Here is a 13,735-nt window from a genome sequence, read left to right on the forward strand (position 1 = left end):
CGAGGCGCATGCTACCGGCCCGGGCGGGTCTGGCCGGAGTGCCGCTCAGTCGATCACACCGAGCGCGGCGCCCTCGTCGTCGGTCCACCCGTCCTCGTCGAGGAAGAGGTTGCGTCTCGGGTCCTTCTCGTCCCGGTCGCGCTTGGTGCCGCGACCGCGGCCGCCGGGGGCTCCCTCTCCGGCCGCGCCACGGCCGCCGGCACCGCCCTGGCCACCACGTGTCCCACCGCGTGAGCCACGCCCGGCAGGGGCACCTGGAGAGGCGGCTCCGCCGCGCGTTCCGGCGGCAGCACCGCGCCCGAGGGCACCGGGCGCGCCCGGTCGACCACCAGCGCCGATGGGGCGCACCGGAGTGCCGCCGGCGGCCGACGACAGTGCTCCACGGATGGCGCCGCCGGCGAGGCCACCGACCGCTCCCGCGGCGAGGCCACCGGCCACACCGGCGCTCAGCCCGGACGGTGACGACGTGCTGAGAGGAGGCGTGGTCGTCGGAGGCGTGCCGGGAGGTTGCGGGTTGGGGGGCAGCGGGGGTTCCGGGGGGAGCGGCGGCTCCGGCGGGAGCGGCGGCTCCGGAGGCGGGGGCGGGAAGCAGATGGGCGGCTCGGGCGGCCGCGGCGGTCTGGGCGGCCGCGGCTCGTCGAAGGTGCCGACGCCGGGGTCGCGGGGCGGTCGGCCGGTGCCTTTGAGCGGGGTCCCGCCGCCACCGCCACCGCCGTTGCCGCCACCACCGGGCCCGTCCGTGATCGGGTCGGGGTCGCCGTGAATCTGCTTCATCTTCTCGGTCGACACGTCGTAGTCGGCCTCGAGAGCGGTGCGGATCTTGCGCGCCCGGCGTTCGTGCTTCTCGAACTCGGCCTGGTAGTCGGACGCGGCCTGACCGTCGCGGGCCTCCCGGTTGAGGGCCTCCAGCGGCGTCTCGTCGAGGCCGGGCGTCTCCTTCGTGGGTGGCTTGGGCTCCTTGGCCTCGAGTGCCTTGGCGTCCTCCTCGGCCGTGAAGATCGCGTCGCCGGCGTCGTCGAGCGCACCGCCGGCCAGGGCCATCTGGTCGGCTCGCTCGGAGACGCGGGAGTGCACCCGGTCGAACGCCGCCTGGGCGGCCGCGCCGGTCTCGCCGCCGAAGTGCTCGCGGATGTCGGGGCTGCACTTGGCCAGGGCAGCCGCGACGTCGCGCAGCACCTTGGCCCCGTCGTGCCAGTCGGTCGCCGCGAGCCGGACCCGGCCGAGCTCGACGCCGCTCAAGGCGGTCTGCAGCTGGGCGACCTGCTCACCGTTGGCCATCAGGCTCCCGTCCCCTCGTTCGTGGCGCCGCCGTCCGACGGGCTGTCGGGGTAGGCGTCGCGGGCTCCCTGCTCCTGCTGCTCAGAGGCGGAGAAGTCGCTGTGGCTCGCCAGGATCTCGACGGCCTGCCGCTGCACCGACAGGTCGGCCCCCGCCGTCTCGTCGGCACCGACGACGAGCTGGACGGCGTACGAGACGCCCTCGGCGAAGCCCACGAGGTCGGTCATGAAGGAGTCGAGGGTCTCCTGGATGACGACCCGCGCCTTGTCGTGGTGGAAGCCCAGCAGGCCGCCCTTGTCGCCGGCGCCGAACGCGGTCACGGGGAGCGGGTCGGCAGTCATGAAGCTGCTCGTCTCGATCAGCTCCGCGCCGTCCTGGAGGGCGGCCGACACGGCCTGGATGGCCTCCTCGTTGACGGAGAGGTCGTGAAGGATCGAGACGACCCTGTCGATCATCAGCATGACGTGGGAGTCCTTAGCTCCTGACCAGGTCAGGGGAGGGAGCGAGCGGGTGAGACGGCGACAAAGGGGGTCGGCACCGAGTGCCGACCCCCTTCCGTCCTGTCCGTCCGTGCCGCGAGATCAGATCTCGAACTGGGCGGCGCCGCGCTTGTCGGCGGCCATGTACTCGGCGTTGGACTGGTAGACCGTCTGGCTGCTCTTGTCGAGCAGGTCCCGCATCTCCTGGATGGCCCAGTCCCACTTGGCCTTGGAGATCGTGTACTGCGACTGCGCCTGACCGACCCACTGGCTACGCAGCGGCTCGAGCTCAGACTCGAGGCGGTTCATGCGGTCGTCGATGTCCTTGACCTTCTGGTACATGTCGGCCGCGGCCTGGTCCACGGCACCGTGGTTGACCTTGATTCCGTCGAGGTTCATTGGTGTGCTCCTAGTCCGGTAGCGGCCGTCAGCCGAGCTTGTGGGTGAGGTTGGTGAAGTTGCTGCCCTGCGCGTCATCGGTGTTGATGTTGTCGCGCTCGGTGACGCCGAGGGAGTTCTCGAACTCGTTGAGCGCGTCGACGATGACCTGCTGCTTCTCGGTCCAGGCCTGCTGCAGGGCGAAGAACGCCGTGGCGCCCTGGCCGCCCCAGCGGCCCTGGACCTGCGAGATCTGGTCGGTCAGCTGACGGCTGATGGTGTTGAAGTCGCTGCGAGCATCGGCCACCATCCCCGCGGCACGGGTGAGTACACCTTCGCCTTGGCCGAACTCGTTGGAGTTTTCGGACATGTCGCCTTCTCCTTCAATGTCTGGCGGCATGTCGCCGCTCATTCGTGGGGTCGTTCTCAAGAGGTCTGTTCCGAGTGGTGCAGTGGTGTCAGATCTGGGTCCGTCTCGGTCCGATCCGGACAACCACGTCTCTACCCGGGGGCTAACCCCCTAAACCTCAGCCTGTCAATTCCCACAGCTGCCGGAAGAGCCCGACGGCGACCACGACGGACCCGACTGCGAACGACCCGCACAGTGCCTCGGCGACCTCGGCGCGGCGCGACCACCACGCCGACCGCCACCCCCGCCCGAGGGCCACGGAGGCGACAATCACCAAGCAGGCAAGGGAAATCGCCACGATCCCGAGGGTCAGCACCGTGTCGACCTCGGCGTCGGTGAACAGCGCGACGAGCAGGAAGATCCAGCACGCCAGCCCGGCGGCGCGGAGCAGCGCCCGCGCCGCTGTGTTGCGATAGCTGCGGGCTGTGAAGAGCAGCGTCGCGCCGGCAAACCCGACCAGGCAGCGCGCGCCGACCCAGTCGTGGCGCTGGGTCGCGGTCTCGAGCAGCAGCGGTGCCGAGATCACGACCGTCGCCAGGATCGCGGCGCAGGCCGCGGTGACGAGACGGGTGCCGCGCTCGGCCACCACCTCGATCGCGTGGGGAGGTACGACGATCCGGCCACGGCGACCGGTGGGCCGGTCACGCGCCGACCAGGCCGTGACCGCCAGCCGCTCGAGGTCGATCAGGAACTGGTCGGGCACGTCGACGGCGAGGGTGGGCACGAACCGGGCCGCGAGCATGGCGAGCACCAGCAGCAAGGTCCAGGCGACCTGCGGCCGGAAGTCGAGCAGGGCCACACCGCACGTGACGACGAACGCCGCCACGCCGACGACGACCCAGACCCGCAGCGCCTCCTCCGAGTGCTGGTCGAGCGCGCGGGCGACGGCCGCGGTCACTGCGGCGGTGAGGGCGGCGACACCGACGATCGTCGGCAGGCGCTCGGGGGCGGGGTCCCAGGCGACCACGAACGCGGCCGAGGCCGCGAAGGCCGGCGCCGCGAGGATCCGGTGTGGTGCGTAGCGCCCGAACGGCAGCACACCCACCACGGCAGCCCCCGCCAGCAGCCAGACGGCGACCGAGCGCAGGTCGGACGGCTCCTCCTGCGAGGCGAACCAGCCGGCCAGCAGCGCGACGCCGGCGCTCACGCAGAACCACAGCACGGAGATCGCACCGGGTGCCTCCAGTGCCGGCCCAGCCCTGCGCGAAGAGGTGCGATCGGCCGGGCGGCGCCGTCGGGACGCGGTGGGAGTCGGCGTCGCGGAGCCGTGCAGCAGCGCGACGAGCAGCGAGCCCGACCGCACCCCGGCACCCTCCAGCGACTCCTCGGGGTCGAGGGCCTGGCCCAGCCCCGTGAGGAGCGTGGGCACCGCCGGCATCCGCGCCTGGGCGGCGTACTCGATCGCGACGTCACCGGCGGAGGCGCCGGCAGGGACGACCAGGTCGAGCACCCCGGACGGGCCGTGCACGCTGAGGGACAGGCCGTCGGTGGTGTGCCCGGCTGACCCGCTCACGTCGCCTCCCCGAAGAAGTCCCGGACGGGACCGCCCGTCGCGCGCAGCGTAGCCGCTGGACGCTGTGCATATCATCGAGCCACCGCGGCGGGAGCGGGCCGGGCACTCTCGGGCACGGATGGTCTACGGCGAGGACTGATGAGTTGAGCACGACGCTTCGCGGAGCACGGGTCGACGAGCCGGAGATGCCGACCGGACAGCTGGTTCTCCAGCCGCCGCCGCAGATCCAGCCCAACGAGGGCGCGGCCGGCGTGATGATGAACGCCATCCCGATGCTCGGCAGCCTCGGCTCGATCGTGCTCGTCGCGACGATGAGCTCCCGGAGCACCGGAGGCAACGGGATCCGCTTCATCGCGGCCGGCATGTTCCTCTTCGCCACGATCGGCTTCATCGTCGTGCAGATCGACCGGCAGCGTAAGCAGCGCGCCCAGCAGGTCACCGGCTCTCGCACGGAGTACCTCCGCTACCTCAACAACGTCCGCAAGGTCGCCCGCGAGTCCGCCGACCAGCAGCGCCGGGCCCTGACCTGGCACCACCCCGACCCCGGCTCCCTCCCGGCCATCGCCGAGGAGCGCTCCCGCATCTGGGAGCACTCGACCAGCGACCCCAACTTCCTGCACGTCCGCTACGGCCTGTGCGCCCAGCCGTTGGCCCTCGAGCTGGTGCCACCGGAGAGCGCGCCCATCGACGAGGTCGACCCCGCCGCCGCCTCCGCCCTGCACCGGCTGCTGGTCGTGCACCGGCTGCAGCCCGACCTGCCGGCGTCGATCGACCTGCGCGCCTTCGACCGGGTGGAGCTCTGCGGCGACGAGGCGGAGGCCCGCGGGCTGGCCCGCGCGATGATCTGTTCGGCCACCGCGTTCCACTCCCCCGAGCACCTGGTCGTCGCGGTGCTCTCCTCCGAGCAGCACCTCGCGCACTGGGACTGGATCAAGTGGCTACCGCACGCGCAGAGCACCCAGCTCACCGATGCCGTGGGCCCGATGCGGATGGTGACCACGTCGCTGGCCGACCTGGCCAGCCTGCTGCCCCCCGACCTCAGCGACCGGCCACGCTTCGGCGCCGACGAGCGCCCGGCCACGCCCCACATCCTGCTGATCACCGACGACGTCGAGCTGCCGCCCGGCAACCACGTCATCCCGCCCGACGGCCTCCACGGGGTCACCGTGCTGGACCTGCCCGCCCACTGGGGAGAGCTCGACGACCCGAGCCGGCTCCGGGTCCAGTTCGAGGACGTACCCGTCGCGAGTGACGGCCAGGTGCCGGTGCTGGCACTGCGGCTGCGCGAGGAGCCCGTGCGGGCCAAGGCCGACCAGTGCGACCTCGCCACCGCCGAGGCGTTCGCCCGGCGCCTCACCCCGCTCCACACGGTGGCCGCCGGCACGACCGAGCCCGCCAGCGGCGAGATCACCGGCCCCACCGACTTCATGGACCTCCTCGGTCTGGGCGACGTACGCCGCTTCGACCCGGTCGCCGCCTGGCGACCGCGCCCGGCCCGCGACCGGCTGCGCGTGCCGATCGGGCTCGGCGAGGGCGGCGGCCTGGTCCACCTCGACATCAAGGAGTCCGCCCAGCAGGGCATGGGCCCGCACGGGCTGGTGATCGGCGCGACCGGCTCGGGCAAGTCGGAGTTCCTGCGCACGCTCGTCCTCGGGCTGGCCATGACCCACTCCCCCGAGCAGCTCAACATGGTGCTGGTCGACTTCAAGGGCGGCGCGACGTTCGCCGGCATGTCCCACATGCCCCATGTCTCCGCGGTCATCACCAACCTCGCCAACGAGCTCACCCTGGTCGACCGCATGCAGGACGCCCTGTCGGGCGAGATGGTGCGCCGCCAGGAGCTGCTGCGCGACGCCGGCAACTACGCCTCGATCCGCGACTACGAGAAGGCCCGCGTCAGCGGCGAAGAGCTCGAGCCGATGCCGTCGCTCTTCGTCGTCGTCGACGAGTTCTCGGAGATGCTCTCGGCCAAGCCGGAGTTCATCGACCTGTTCGTGGCGATCGGCCGCCTCGGTCGCTCCCTCGGCCTCCACCTGCTGCTGGCGTCCCAGCGCCTCGAGGAGGGCCGCCTGCGCGGCCTCGAGTCACACCTGTCCTACCGGGTCGGGCTGCGCACGTTCAGCGCCCAGGAGTCGCGCGCGGTCCTCGGCGTCCCCGACGCCTACGAGCTGCCGGCGGTGCCCGGCCTCGGTTTCCTCAAGCCCGACCCGACCTCGCTGATCCGGTTCAAGGCGGCCTACGTCTCCGGGCCGCCGTCCGGCCGGGTGCGCATCCGTCGCGACGAGGGCGGCCACCTCCAGGGGATCCTGCCGTTCACGATCTCCGAGGTGCACAAGCTCGAGGCCGCGGACCAGGAGCCGGAGCCCGAGCCCCAGGTCGAGCCCGACAGCCAGGAGACGCTGCTCGACATCGCCGTCGAGCACATGGTGGGTCACGGCCCCGCCGCCCACCAGGTGTGGCTGCCGCCGCTCGACGTGCCCGACACCCTCGACGAGCTGATGCCCGACCTGGTCGCCGACCCCGACCTCGGGCTGGTCTCCAAGCAGTGGCGGGCCCTGGGCGGGCTCGTCGTACCGCTGGGCACCGTCGACCGCCCGCGCGAGCAGCGCCGCGACACCCTCACCATCAACCTGAGCGGCTCCGGGGGCCACGTGGCCGTCGTCGGCGGCCCGCGCAGCGGCAAGAGCACCATGCTGCGCACGATTGTGACCAGCATGGCGCTGACCACGACGCCCGCCGAGTCGCAGTTCTTCGTGCTCGACTTCGGTGGCGGCACCTTCGCGCCCATGGTCAACCTGCCCCACGTCGCCGGCGTCGGCACGCGCTCCGAGCCCGACGTCGTACGCCGGATCATGGCCGAGGTCGGCGGGGTCGTCGACCGCCGCGAGGCCTACTTCCGTGCCAACGGCATCGACTCGATCGAGACCTACCGCTCGCGCCGCGCGCAGGGTCGCGCCGACGACGGCTACGGCGACGTCTTCCTCGTCGTCGACGGCTGGAGCACGCTGCGCTCCGACTTCGACGACCTCGAGATGGAGATCCAGCAGCTGGCGTCGCGGGGCCTGACGTTCGGGCTCCACATCGTGACCGGCGCCTCCCGCTGGGCCGACTTCCGGGCCGCGATGCGCGACCTGTTCGGCACCCGCCTGGAGCTGCGCCTCGGCGACGCGATGGACTCCGAGATCGACCGCAAGATCGCCCAGCTGGTGCCCACGGGCCGCCCCGGTCGCGGGCTGGTCCAGAGCAAGCTGCACTTCCTGGCCGCGCTGCCGCGCATCGACGGCCAGCCCTCCGCCGAGACGCTCGGCGACGGGGTCGACGAGCTGATCACCCGGGTCGCTGCCTCCTGGCGCGGTCCGACCGGACCGAAGCTCCGTCTCCTTCCCGAGCGCATCGAGCTGGCGGAGGTCCGCGAGATGGTGGAGGCCGGCACCAACGGCGTCGCCGCCGGCGAGGGCGAGCGCCGCATCCTGCTCGGCATCAACGAGAAGGAGCTCGCGCCGGTCGCTCTCAACCCCGACACCGAGCCGCACCTGCTGGTCTTCGGCGACGGCCGCTCGGGCAAGAGCGCGATCCTGCGCACCTACGCCCACGAGGTGATGCGCGCCTACACGCCGAAGGAGGCGCAGATCGTCGTCGTCGACTACCGACGCTCCCTGCTCGGAGAGGTACCGGAGGACTACCTCCTCAACTACCTCACCTCCGCCACCCAGGCGGCGCCGGCGCTCAAGGACCTCGCGACCTACCTCGAGAGCCGGATCCCCGGCCCGGACGTGACGCCCGAGCAGCTGCGCAGCCGCACGTGGTGGACCGGCGCCGAGGTGTTCGTGCTCGTCGACGACTACGACCTGGTCGCCACCCAGCAGACCTCGCCGGTCGCCCTGCTTCAGCCGCTGCTCGCCCAGGCTCGCGACGTCGGGCTGCACGTGGCCGTCGCCCGCCGCTCCGGTGGTGCGTCGCGGGCGCTCTACGAGCCGGTCATCCAGTCGATGCGTGACCTCGCCATGCCCGGCCTGATGCTCTCCGGCAACCCCGACGAGGGCCCGCTGCTCGGCAACCTGCGTCCGGTCCCGCTGCTCCCCGGCCGCGGCCGCCTGATCACTCGCGACCGCGGCACCGAGATGATCCAGGCCGCTTGGACGGAGCCCACGCTGTGAGGGTCCCGCTCATGGGCGCGGTGGCCATCCTGGTCCTGCTGCTCGGTGGTTGCTCCGGCGACGAGGAGCCGGAGGCCGACCCGTCGCCGGCCCCCTCGGCGAGCGACACCGGGAGCCCGTCGCCCACCGACACGACGTCGGAGACGACACCGGCGGCTCCCGAGGCGACCGGCCCGGTGCACGAGACGAGCGCGTTCACCATCCGCGGGGCCACGCCCGACTACGTCTCCCGCGTCGTGTCCGGTGACAAGATCACGGCGCTCAGCGACCTCCGGGTCGGCGACAACGTCTACTTCTCCGTGAAGCAGGACTACGACGACTTCACGCTGGAGGAACTCGCCGACGTCTACGCCGCCGAGGCGACGTACGTCGGCAGCCTCGCCCGCCTGGCCGACACCGAGGTGGACGGCCAGCCGGCCCTCCACCTCAGCGGCAAGGCGGGCGCCAACCGGCACGCCGAGGTCTACATCATGCTGCGCGACGGCGTGGTCGTGGAGATCGACTTCGAGATGCTCTCCGACGAGCCCGAGCGCACCCAGACGATCGCCTCGATGCTGGCGACCTTCACCTGGAAGTGAGCCGAGCGGAAAGTACGGAACGAAACCGACCCTGATCGCGCGGATCCACGTCGAAAACGTTCCGTACTTTCCGGCCCGCCTACGTGTGGGTGTGGACGCCGGGACCGGTGACCTTGAGGCTCGGCAGGTCGTCCAGGTTGTAGCTCAGCTCGAACGTGCGGCGGTAGCCGGTGTGGGCGACCCGCCAGCCCTCCGGCGTACGGACGTAGCGGTCGGTGTAGAACGCCGCCCCCTCGAGCATGAAGCGGAAAGCCTCGACGATCACCTTGTCCTGGAGGTACCAGCGCGCGGTGGCCTCGTCGCCCTCGATGGTGATCTCGGGGTGGTGCACCTGGTGCATGGTCAGCATGCCCTCGCCGAGGTTCTCTCGCATGTAGCTCACCAGCGCCGCACGGTCGTCGAAGACCAGCCCGTTGTAGTCACCGGTCGCCTCGGGCAGGAAGCAGGCCTCGAAGGCGTCCCAGTCCTTGGTGTCGAGGGTGCGCAGGTAGCGGTACTTGAGCTGGCAGATGTCGTCGTAGTCGGTCACAGAGGTCAATCTAGCCATTCCCTGTGGGCCGGATCACGTGGCGCGGCCGCCCCTGAGACGTGGTTGTAACCGTGGGTCAATCTCCCGGCGATGTTGCCCGGGCACGCTGGTCCCACCGAGAACACCGAACACCTGAGGGGGACCCCCGATGAACGCCGACATCACCACCGCACAAGAGACCGACCAGGCCCGCGAGAAGCGCGCCGCCTTCAAGCTGCGGCACGCCCGCGGCCTGACCACCCTGATGGACGAGCGCAGTGACCTGCGCGGCGTCCACGCCCTCGCCGACCTCGTCGACGACGCGGTCCGCTGGACCGCGTGAAGGGCTTCGCCCTTCATTGGGAGAACTCGCTTCGCTCGTTCTCCCGTCTACCGTCTACCGCCTTCCGGTCTTGAACATGCCCCGCGCGATCTCTCGGGCCGCGGTGCGCATGAAGTCCTTGAAGGCGCTCGACTGCACGACGTCCCTGACCAGCCCGCCCTCGTCCTTCTCCCGGGGCGTACGGCGACTGGTCGGGGACGTCGGCTGCTTGGCCGGAGGCGTGGCGGCGGCCTCCTCCTCGGCCCGCTTGCGCGCGCCCTCCTCGAGACGTACGGCGAGCTTCTCGCGCGCCGACTCGCGGTCGACGGTCTCGGCGTACTTGGCGTAGCGCGGGCTGGCCTGGACCGCGGCGGCCATCGCCGCGGGGTCGCTGGGGCCCATCAGTGACTCAGGCGCCCGCAGCCTGGTCCAGGCCACCGGGGTGGGCGCGCCGCGCTCGTTCATCACGGTCACCACGGCCTCGCCGATGCCCAGGCTCGTGATCACGGCACCGAGGTCGTCGTACGCACTAGTGGGGTAGGTGTTGACGGTGGCCTTGAGGGCCTTGGCGTCGTTGGGCGTGTGGGCGCGCAGCTGGTGCTGGACCCGCGAGCCGAGCTGCGCGAGCACCTCGTCCGGCACGTCGGTGGGGCTCTGCGTCACGAAGAAGACGCCGACGCCCTTGGAGCGGATCAGGCGCACCGTCTGGGCCACCTGCTGGAGGAACTCCTTCGACGCGTCGTTGAACAGCAGGTGCGCCTCGTCGAAGAAGAACACCAGCTTGGGCTTGTCGATGTCGCCGACCTCGGGCAGGTCGTGGAAGAGGTCGGCCAGCAGCCACATGAGGAACGTCGAGAAGACCGCGGGGCGGTCCTGCAGGTTGGGCAGCTCCACGAGGGAGATCAGCCCCTTGCCGTCGGCGGTGGTCTGCAGGAAGTCGGCCGACTCGAACTCCGGCTCGCCGAAGAACTCGTCGGCGCCCTGGTCCTGGAAGGCGATCAGCTCGCGCAGGATGACCCCCGCGGTCGCCGAGGACAGGCCACCGAGCTCCTTGAGCTCGGGCTTGCCCTCGTCGCTGGTGAGGTGGCCGACCACGGCCCGCAGGTCGGCGAGGTCGAGCAGCGGCAGCCCCGCCCGGTCGGCGTAGTGGAAGACCAGGCCGAGGCTGGACTCCTGGGTGTCGTTGAGGCCGAGCACCTTGCTCAGCAGGGTGGGGCCGAAGGCGCTCATCGTCACCCGCAGCGGGATGCCGGTGCCCTGCCCGCCGAGCGCGTAGTACTCCACCGGGAAGCCGGTCGCCGTCCACTGCTGGCCGACCGACTGCGCACGGGCGGTGACCTTGTCGCTGGTCTCGCCCGGCGTGGCCAGGCCGGAGAGGTCGCCCTTGATGTCGGCGGCGAAGACCGGCACCCCCTGGGTGCTCAGCTGCTCGGCCAGCAGCTGCAGGGTCTTCGTCTTGCCCGTGCCGGTCGCGCCCGCCACGAGACCATGCCGGTTGACCATCGCGAGCGGGATCCTGATCCGTACGTCGGACAGGTTCACCGCGTCGAGCATCAGCCCACCGAGGTCCAGCGCCGCACCCTCGAAGGCGTAGCCGGGGGCGACCGCGGCCACCACCGGGCTGTCGCCGGCGGCCGGCGGCGGGGTCTCGGGAGTGGGGTTCGCGGGGGTCTCCGTCATGGGCGCCAACATAGCCGCCGTCACAGCCGCCACCGGAGGGGTAGCCGGACGCCGTTTATAGTCGCGGCGTGATCTTCAAACGCGTCGGGGAGGGCCGGCCCTACCCGGAGCACGGCCTCTCCGCCGGCGCGTGGGCCGGCGTGCCGCCGCGCCAGGTGCGGCTCGACGAGCTGGTCACGACGAAGGACACCCTCCAGCTGGCGACGCTGCTCGACGAGGACTCCACGTTCTACGGCGACCTCTTCGCCCACGTCGTGGAGTGGCGCGACGAGTACTACCTCGAGGACGGTCTCCACCGCGCGCTGCGCGCCGCACTGCACCAGCGCAACGTGCTCCACGCCCGCGTCCACCGGCTGGAGGCCTGACATGGCCTCGCTCATCGCGGCCCGGCTGCGCACGGCGCTCACCCTCGGTGTGCTCGGGGTGCTGCTGCTGATCGGCGTGACGTGGGGATGGTCGGCGGTCACCGCGCCGTTCCCGGAGTCGACCGAGACCCCCATCTGCACCGACACGACGGTGCCCGCCGGCACCAAGGTCTACCCCGACCAGGTCCTGGTCAGCGTCGCCAACGCCGGCACCACCGAGGGCCTGGCCGGGCGCGTGATGCTGCTCCTGACCGACGCCGGCTTCGGCGCCGGCCGCACCGACAACGCGCCGCCCACCGCCGAGGTCGAGTTCGCCGAGATCTGGACCGACGACCCGCGCAACCCCGCGGTCCGGCTGGTCGCGAGCCGGCTCGGGGAGCGTGCCGAGATCGTCGAGGCCGAGACCGACCTGCCCGGCGTCACCGTGATCGTCGGCGACGAGTTCACCAAGCTGGTCGAGGGCCGCAAGTCGACGAAGTCCGACGACGACTCCGAGATCTGCAGCCCCCCGGCCGAGGCCGACACCGACGAGGGCGTCTCCTAGGACTCGTCGAGCCACTGGGCGAGACGGCCGCGCAGGCTGACCTGCCGCAGCCGCTCCTCGGTGCGCCAGCGCAGCTTGCGGGGGGTGACCACGAGCAGCTCGTCGCCGTGGCGCAGGACGGTACGCCGCTCGGGCACCTTGGCGTCGCCGTCGCGGATGATCAGCGCGACCGACGCACCCGTCGGCAGCCGCAGCTCGCCCACCTCGACGCCGTGCATGAGCGACGCCGGACTGATCGTGACCTGGAGCAGGTCGGCAGCCACCCGCTCGAGCGGCGCCGCCTCGAGCTCGAGGTCGCGCGGCTCGAACCGGCGGGCCACGCCGAGGACCCGCGCGACGACCGGGAGCGTCGGGCCGGTCAGCAGCGTGTAGATCACGACCATGACGAAGACGATGTCGAAGAGACGTTCGGCGTCTTTCACCCCCTCGGCCAGCGGGATCGTCGTGAAGACGATCGGGACCGCTCCGCGCAGTCCGGCCCACGAGAGGAAGCCCAGCTCACGCCACGGCATCGGCTGGACGGTCGCGCTGACGAGCACCGAGAGCGGACGGGCCACGAAGGTCAGGATCAGCCCGGCCGCCACCGCAAGCCCCACCGTCTCCATCGAGATCCGGCCCGGGGAGAGCAGCAGCCCGAGCATGACGAACAGCCCGATCTGGGCGAGCCACGCGATGCCCTCGGAGAACGACCGGGTGGCGTTGCGGTGCGGGAGGTCGGAGTTGCCGAGCACGAGGGCGGCGACGTAGACGGCGGCGAAGCCCGACGCGTGAACGGCGGCCCCGCCGGCGTACGCGAAGACCGTCAGGCAGAGCACCGCGATCGGGTAGAGGCCGGTCGACGGCAGGGCCGCGCGCCGCATCACCCAGGCGCCGCCGAAGCCGACGGCGAGCCCGAACAGCACGCCGGCGGAGAGCTCGAAGACGATCGTCAGGAGCATCATCAGCACGCCCTCGTCGGCGGCGGCGCCGGTCGAGACGAGCACCACGAGCACGACGGTGGGGGCGTCGTTGAGGCCGGACTCGGCCTCGAGGGAGCCGGTGAGCTTGCGCGGCAGCGGCACCACGCGCAGCACGGAGAACACCGCCGCCGCGTCGGTCGCGGACGTGACCGCCCCGAGCAGCACGGCGAGCTCCCACGGCAGCCCGAGCAGGAAGTGCGCACCGGTCGCGACCACCGCCACCGAGACGGTGACGCCGATGGTGGCCAGCGAGACACCCAGCTTCATCGCGGGCCGGATCTCACGCCAGTTGGTGGTCAGACCGCCCTCGGCCAGGATCAGGACCAGCGCCGCGAACCCCAGCGCGTGGGCGAGCTCGGCGTCCTCGAAGCCGATGCCGAAGCCGGCCTCGCCGAGGAGCACGCCCATCAGCAGGTAGATCAGAAGGCTGGGGAGCCCGGCCCGGGTGCTGACCCGCACGGCCAACACGGCCAGCAACGTGACGGCGGAGCCCAGCAGCAGGAAGGTCTCGAGCTGGTGGACGTCGAACGACATGTCACCTCGTCCTGCTTGGCGGGGCGGCGGG

Annotated in this window: 13 protein-coding genes; 5 read left to right on the plus strand and 8 right to left on the minus strand. The window is 71.7% G+C overall.

What is annotated here, in order from left to right; genetic code table 11:
- Positions 1-45 precede the first annotated feature (45 nt).
- From BLR90_RS10185 to BLR90_RS10205, 5 genes are all read right to left on the minus strand, one after another.
- The gene (locus BLR90_RS10185; RefSeq protein ID WP_091025071.1) at positions 46-1,278 is read right to left on the minus strand and encodes a hypothetical protein; all 1,233 of its coding nucleotides are present in this window, start codon (positions 1,276-1,278) and stop codon (positions 46-48) included.
- Positions 1,278-1,739, minus strand: coding sequence for a hypothetical protein (locus BLR90_RS10190; RefSeq protein ID WP_091025072.1), 462 nt, complete (start codon positions 1,737-1,739; stop codon positions 1,278-1,280). Before BLR90_RS10190 ends, BLR90_RS10185 begins: the two co-directional genes overlap by 1 nt.
- A 120-nt stretch (positions 1,740-1,859) precedes the next feature.
- Positions 1,860-2,156 carry a WXG100 family type VII secretion target gene (locus tag BLR90_RS10195; protein WP_170254239.1) on the minus strand — a complete coding sequence of 99 codons (297 nt, stop codon included), beginning with the start codon at positions 2,154-2,156 and terminating at the stop codon, positions 1,860-1,862.
- Between the two features lie 28 nt (positions 2,157-2,184).
- Positions 2,185-2,505: a WXG100 family type VII secretion target gene (locus BLR90_RS10200; protein WP_170254238.1), complete on the minus strand. Its 321-nt coding sequence runs from the start codon at positions 2,503-2,505 to the stop codon at positions 2,185-2,187.
- Positions 2,506-2,662: 157 nt separating this feature from the next.
- Positions 2,663-4,057: a hypothetical protein gene (locus BLR90_RS10205; protein WP_091025075.1), complete on the minus strand. Its 1,395-nt coding sequence runs from the start codon at positions 4,055-4,057 to the stop codon at positions 2,663-2,665.
- A 143-nt stretch (positions 4,058-4,200) separates the two neighbouring features.
- Here BLR90_RS10205 and eccCa point away from each other — a divergent pair, with 143 nt between their 5' ends.
- Together eccCa and BLR90_RS10215 are read left to right on the plus strand one after the other, a co-directional pair.
- Positions 4,201-8,214: a type VII secretion protein EccCa gene (gene eccCa / locus BLR90_RS10210; protein WP_245715241.1), complete on the plus strand. Its 4,014-nt coding sequence runs from the start codon at positions 4,201-4,203 to the stop codon at positions 8,212-8,214.
- A gap of 11 nt (positions 8,215-8,225) precedes the next feature.
- Positions 8,226-8,792, plus strand: a complete 567-nt coding sequence (locus BLR90_RS10215) for a hypothetical protein (protein ID WP_091025077.1) — start codon at positions 8,226-8,228, stop codon at positions 8,790-8,792.
- Between the two features lie 79 nt (positions 8,793-8,871).
- Here BLR90_RS10215 and BLR90_RS10220 read toward each other — a convergent pair whose 3' ends face one another.
- The gene (locus BLR90_RS10220; protein ID WP_245715242.1) at positions 8,872-9,321 is read right to left on the minus strand and encodes a nuclear transport factor 2 family protein; all 450 of its coding nucleotides are present in this window, start codon (positions 9,319-9,321) and stop codon (positions 8,872-8,874) included.
- A gap of 148 nt (positions 9,322-9,469) precedes the next feature.
- Here BLR90_RS10220 and BLR90_RS21000 point away from each other — a divergent pair, with 148 nt between their 5' ends.
- A complete protein-coding gene (locus BLR90_RS21000; RefSeq protein ID WP_170254237.1) occupies positions 9,470-9,643 on the plus strand; it encodes a hypothetical protein in 174 nt (57 codons plus the stop codon).
- A 54-nt stretch (positions 9,644-9,697) separates the two neighbouring features.
- Here the strand turns inward: BLR90_RS21000 and BLR90_RS10225 are convergent, their stop codons facing one another.
- Complete coding sequence (locus tag BLR90_RS10225; RefSeq protein ID WP_218029338.1) at positions 9,698-11,302, minus strand: helicase HerA-like domain-containing protein; 1,605 nt, start codon at positions 11,300-11,302, stop codon at positions 9,698-9,700.
- A gap of 68 nt (positions 11,303-11,370) precedes the next feature.
- Here BLR90_RS10225 and BLR90_RS10230 point away from each other — a divergent pair, with 68 nt between their 5' ends.
- Together BLR90_RS10230 and BLR90_RS10235 are read left to right on the plus strand one after the other, a co-directional pair.
- On the plus strand, positions 11,371-11,667 hold the full coding sequence (locus BLR90_RS10230; protein WP_091025080.1) for a type II toxin-antitoxin system VapB family antitoxin: 297 nt from the start codon (positions 11,371-11,373) through the stop codon (positions 11,665-11,667).
- A gap of 1 nt (position 11,668) precedes the next feature.
- Entirely contained in the window at positions 11,669-12,211 is a 543-nt protein-coding gene (locus BLR90_RS10235) for a LytR C-terminal domain-containing protein (RefSeq protein WP_091025081.1), read from the plus strand.
- Here BLR90_RS10235 and BLR90_RS10240 read toward each other — a convergent pair.
- Complete coding sequence (locus BLR90_RS10240; RefSeq protein WP_091025082.1) at positions 12,208-13,704, minus strand: potassium/proton antiporter; 1,497 nt, start codon at positions 13,702-13,704, stop codon at positions 12,208-12,210. The two genes, BLR90_RS10235 and BLR90_RS10240, sit on opposite strands and share 4 nt — an antisense overlap.
- Between the last annotated feature and the right edge of the window lie 31 nt (positions 13,705-13,735).

This window comes from Nocardioides szechwanensis, from assembly GCF_900103935.1.
GTDB lineage: Bacteria > Actinomycetota > Actinomycetes > Propionibacteriales > Nocardioidaceae > Nocardioides > Nocardioides szechwanensis.

Coding starts and splice junctions, on each gene's coding strand:
- BLR90_RS10190 (WP_091025072.1), bottom strand. CDS start 1,739: ATGCTGATGATCGACAGGGTCGTCTCGATCCTTCACGACCTCTCCGTC.
- BLR90_RS10215 (WP_091025077.1), top strand. CDS start 8,226: ATGGGCGCGGTGGCCATCCTGGTCCTGCTGCTCGGTGGTTGCTCCGGC.
- BLR90_RS21000 (WP_170254237.1), top strand. CDS start 9,470: ATGAACGCCGACATCACCACCGCACAAGAGACCGACCAGGCCCGCGAG.
- BLR90_RS10240 (WP_091025082.1), bottom strand. CDS start 13,704: ATGTCGTTCGACGTCCACCAGCTCGAGACCTTCCTGCTGCTGGGCTCC.
- BLR90_RS10195 (WP_170254239.1), bottom strand. CDS start 2,156: ATGAACCTCGACGGAATCAAGGTCAACCACGGTGCCGTGGACCAGGCC.
- BLR90_RS10235 (WP_091025081.1), top strand. CDS start 11,669: ATGGCCTCGCTCATCGCGGCCCGGCTGCGCACGGCGCTCACCCTCGGT.
- BLR90_RS10200 (WP_170254238.1), bottom strand. CDS start 2,505: ATGTCCGAAAACTCCAACGAGTTCGGCCAAGGCGAAGGTGTACTCACC.
- BLR90_RS10185 (WP_091025071.1), bottom strand. CDS start 1,278: ATGGCCAACGGTGAGCAGGTCGCCCAGCTGCAGACCGCCTTGAGCGGC.
- BLR90_RS10225 (WP_218029338.1), bottom strand. CDS start 11,302: ATGACGGAGACCCCCGCGAACCCCACTCCCGAGACCCCGCCGCCGGCC.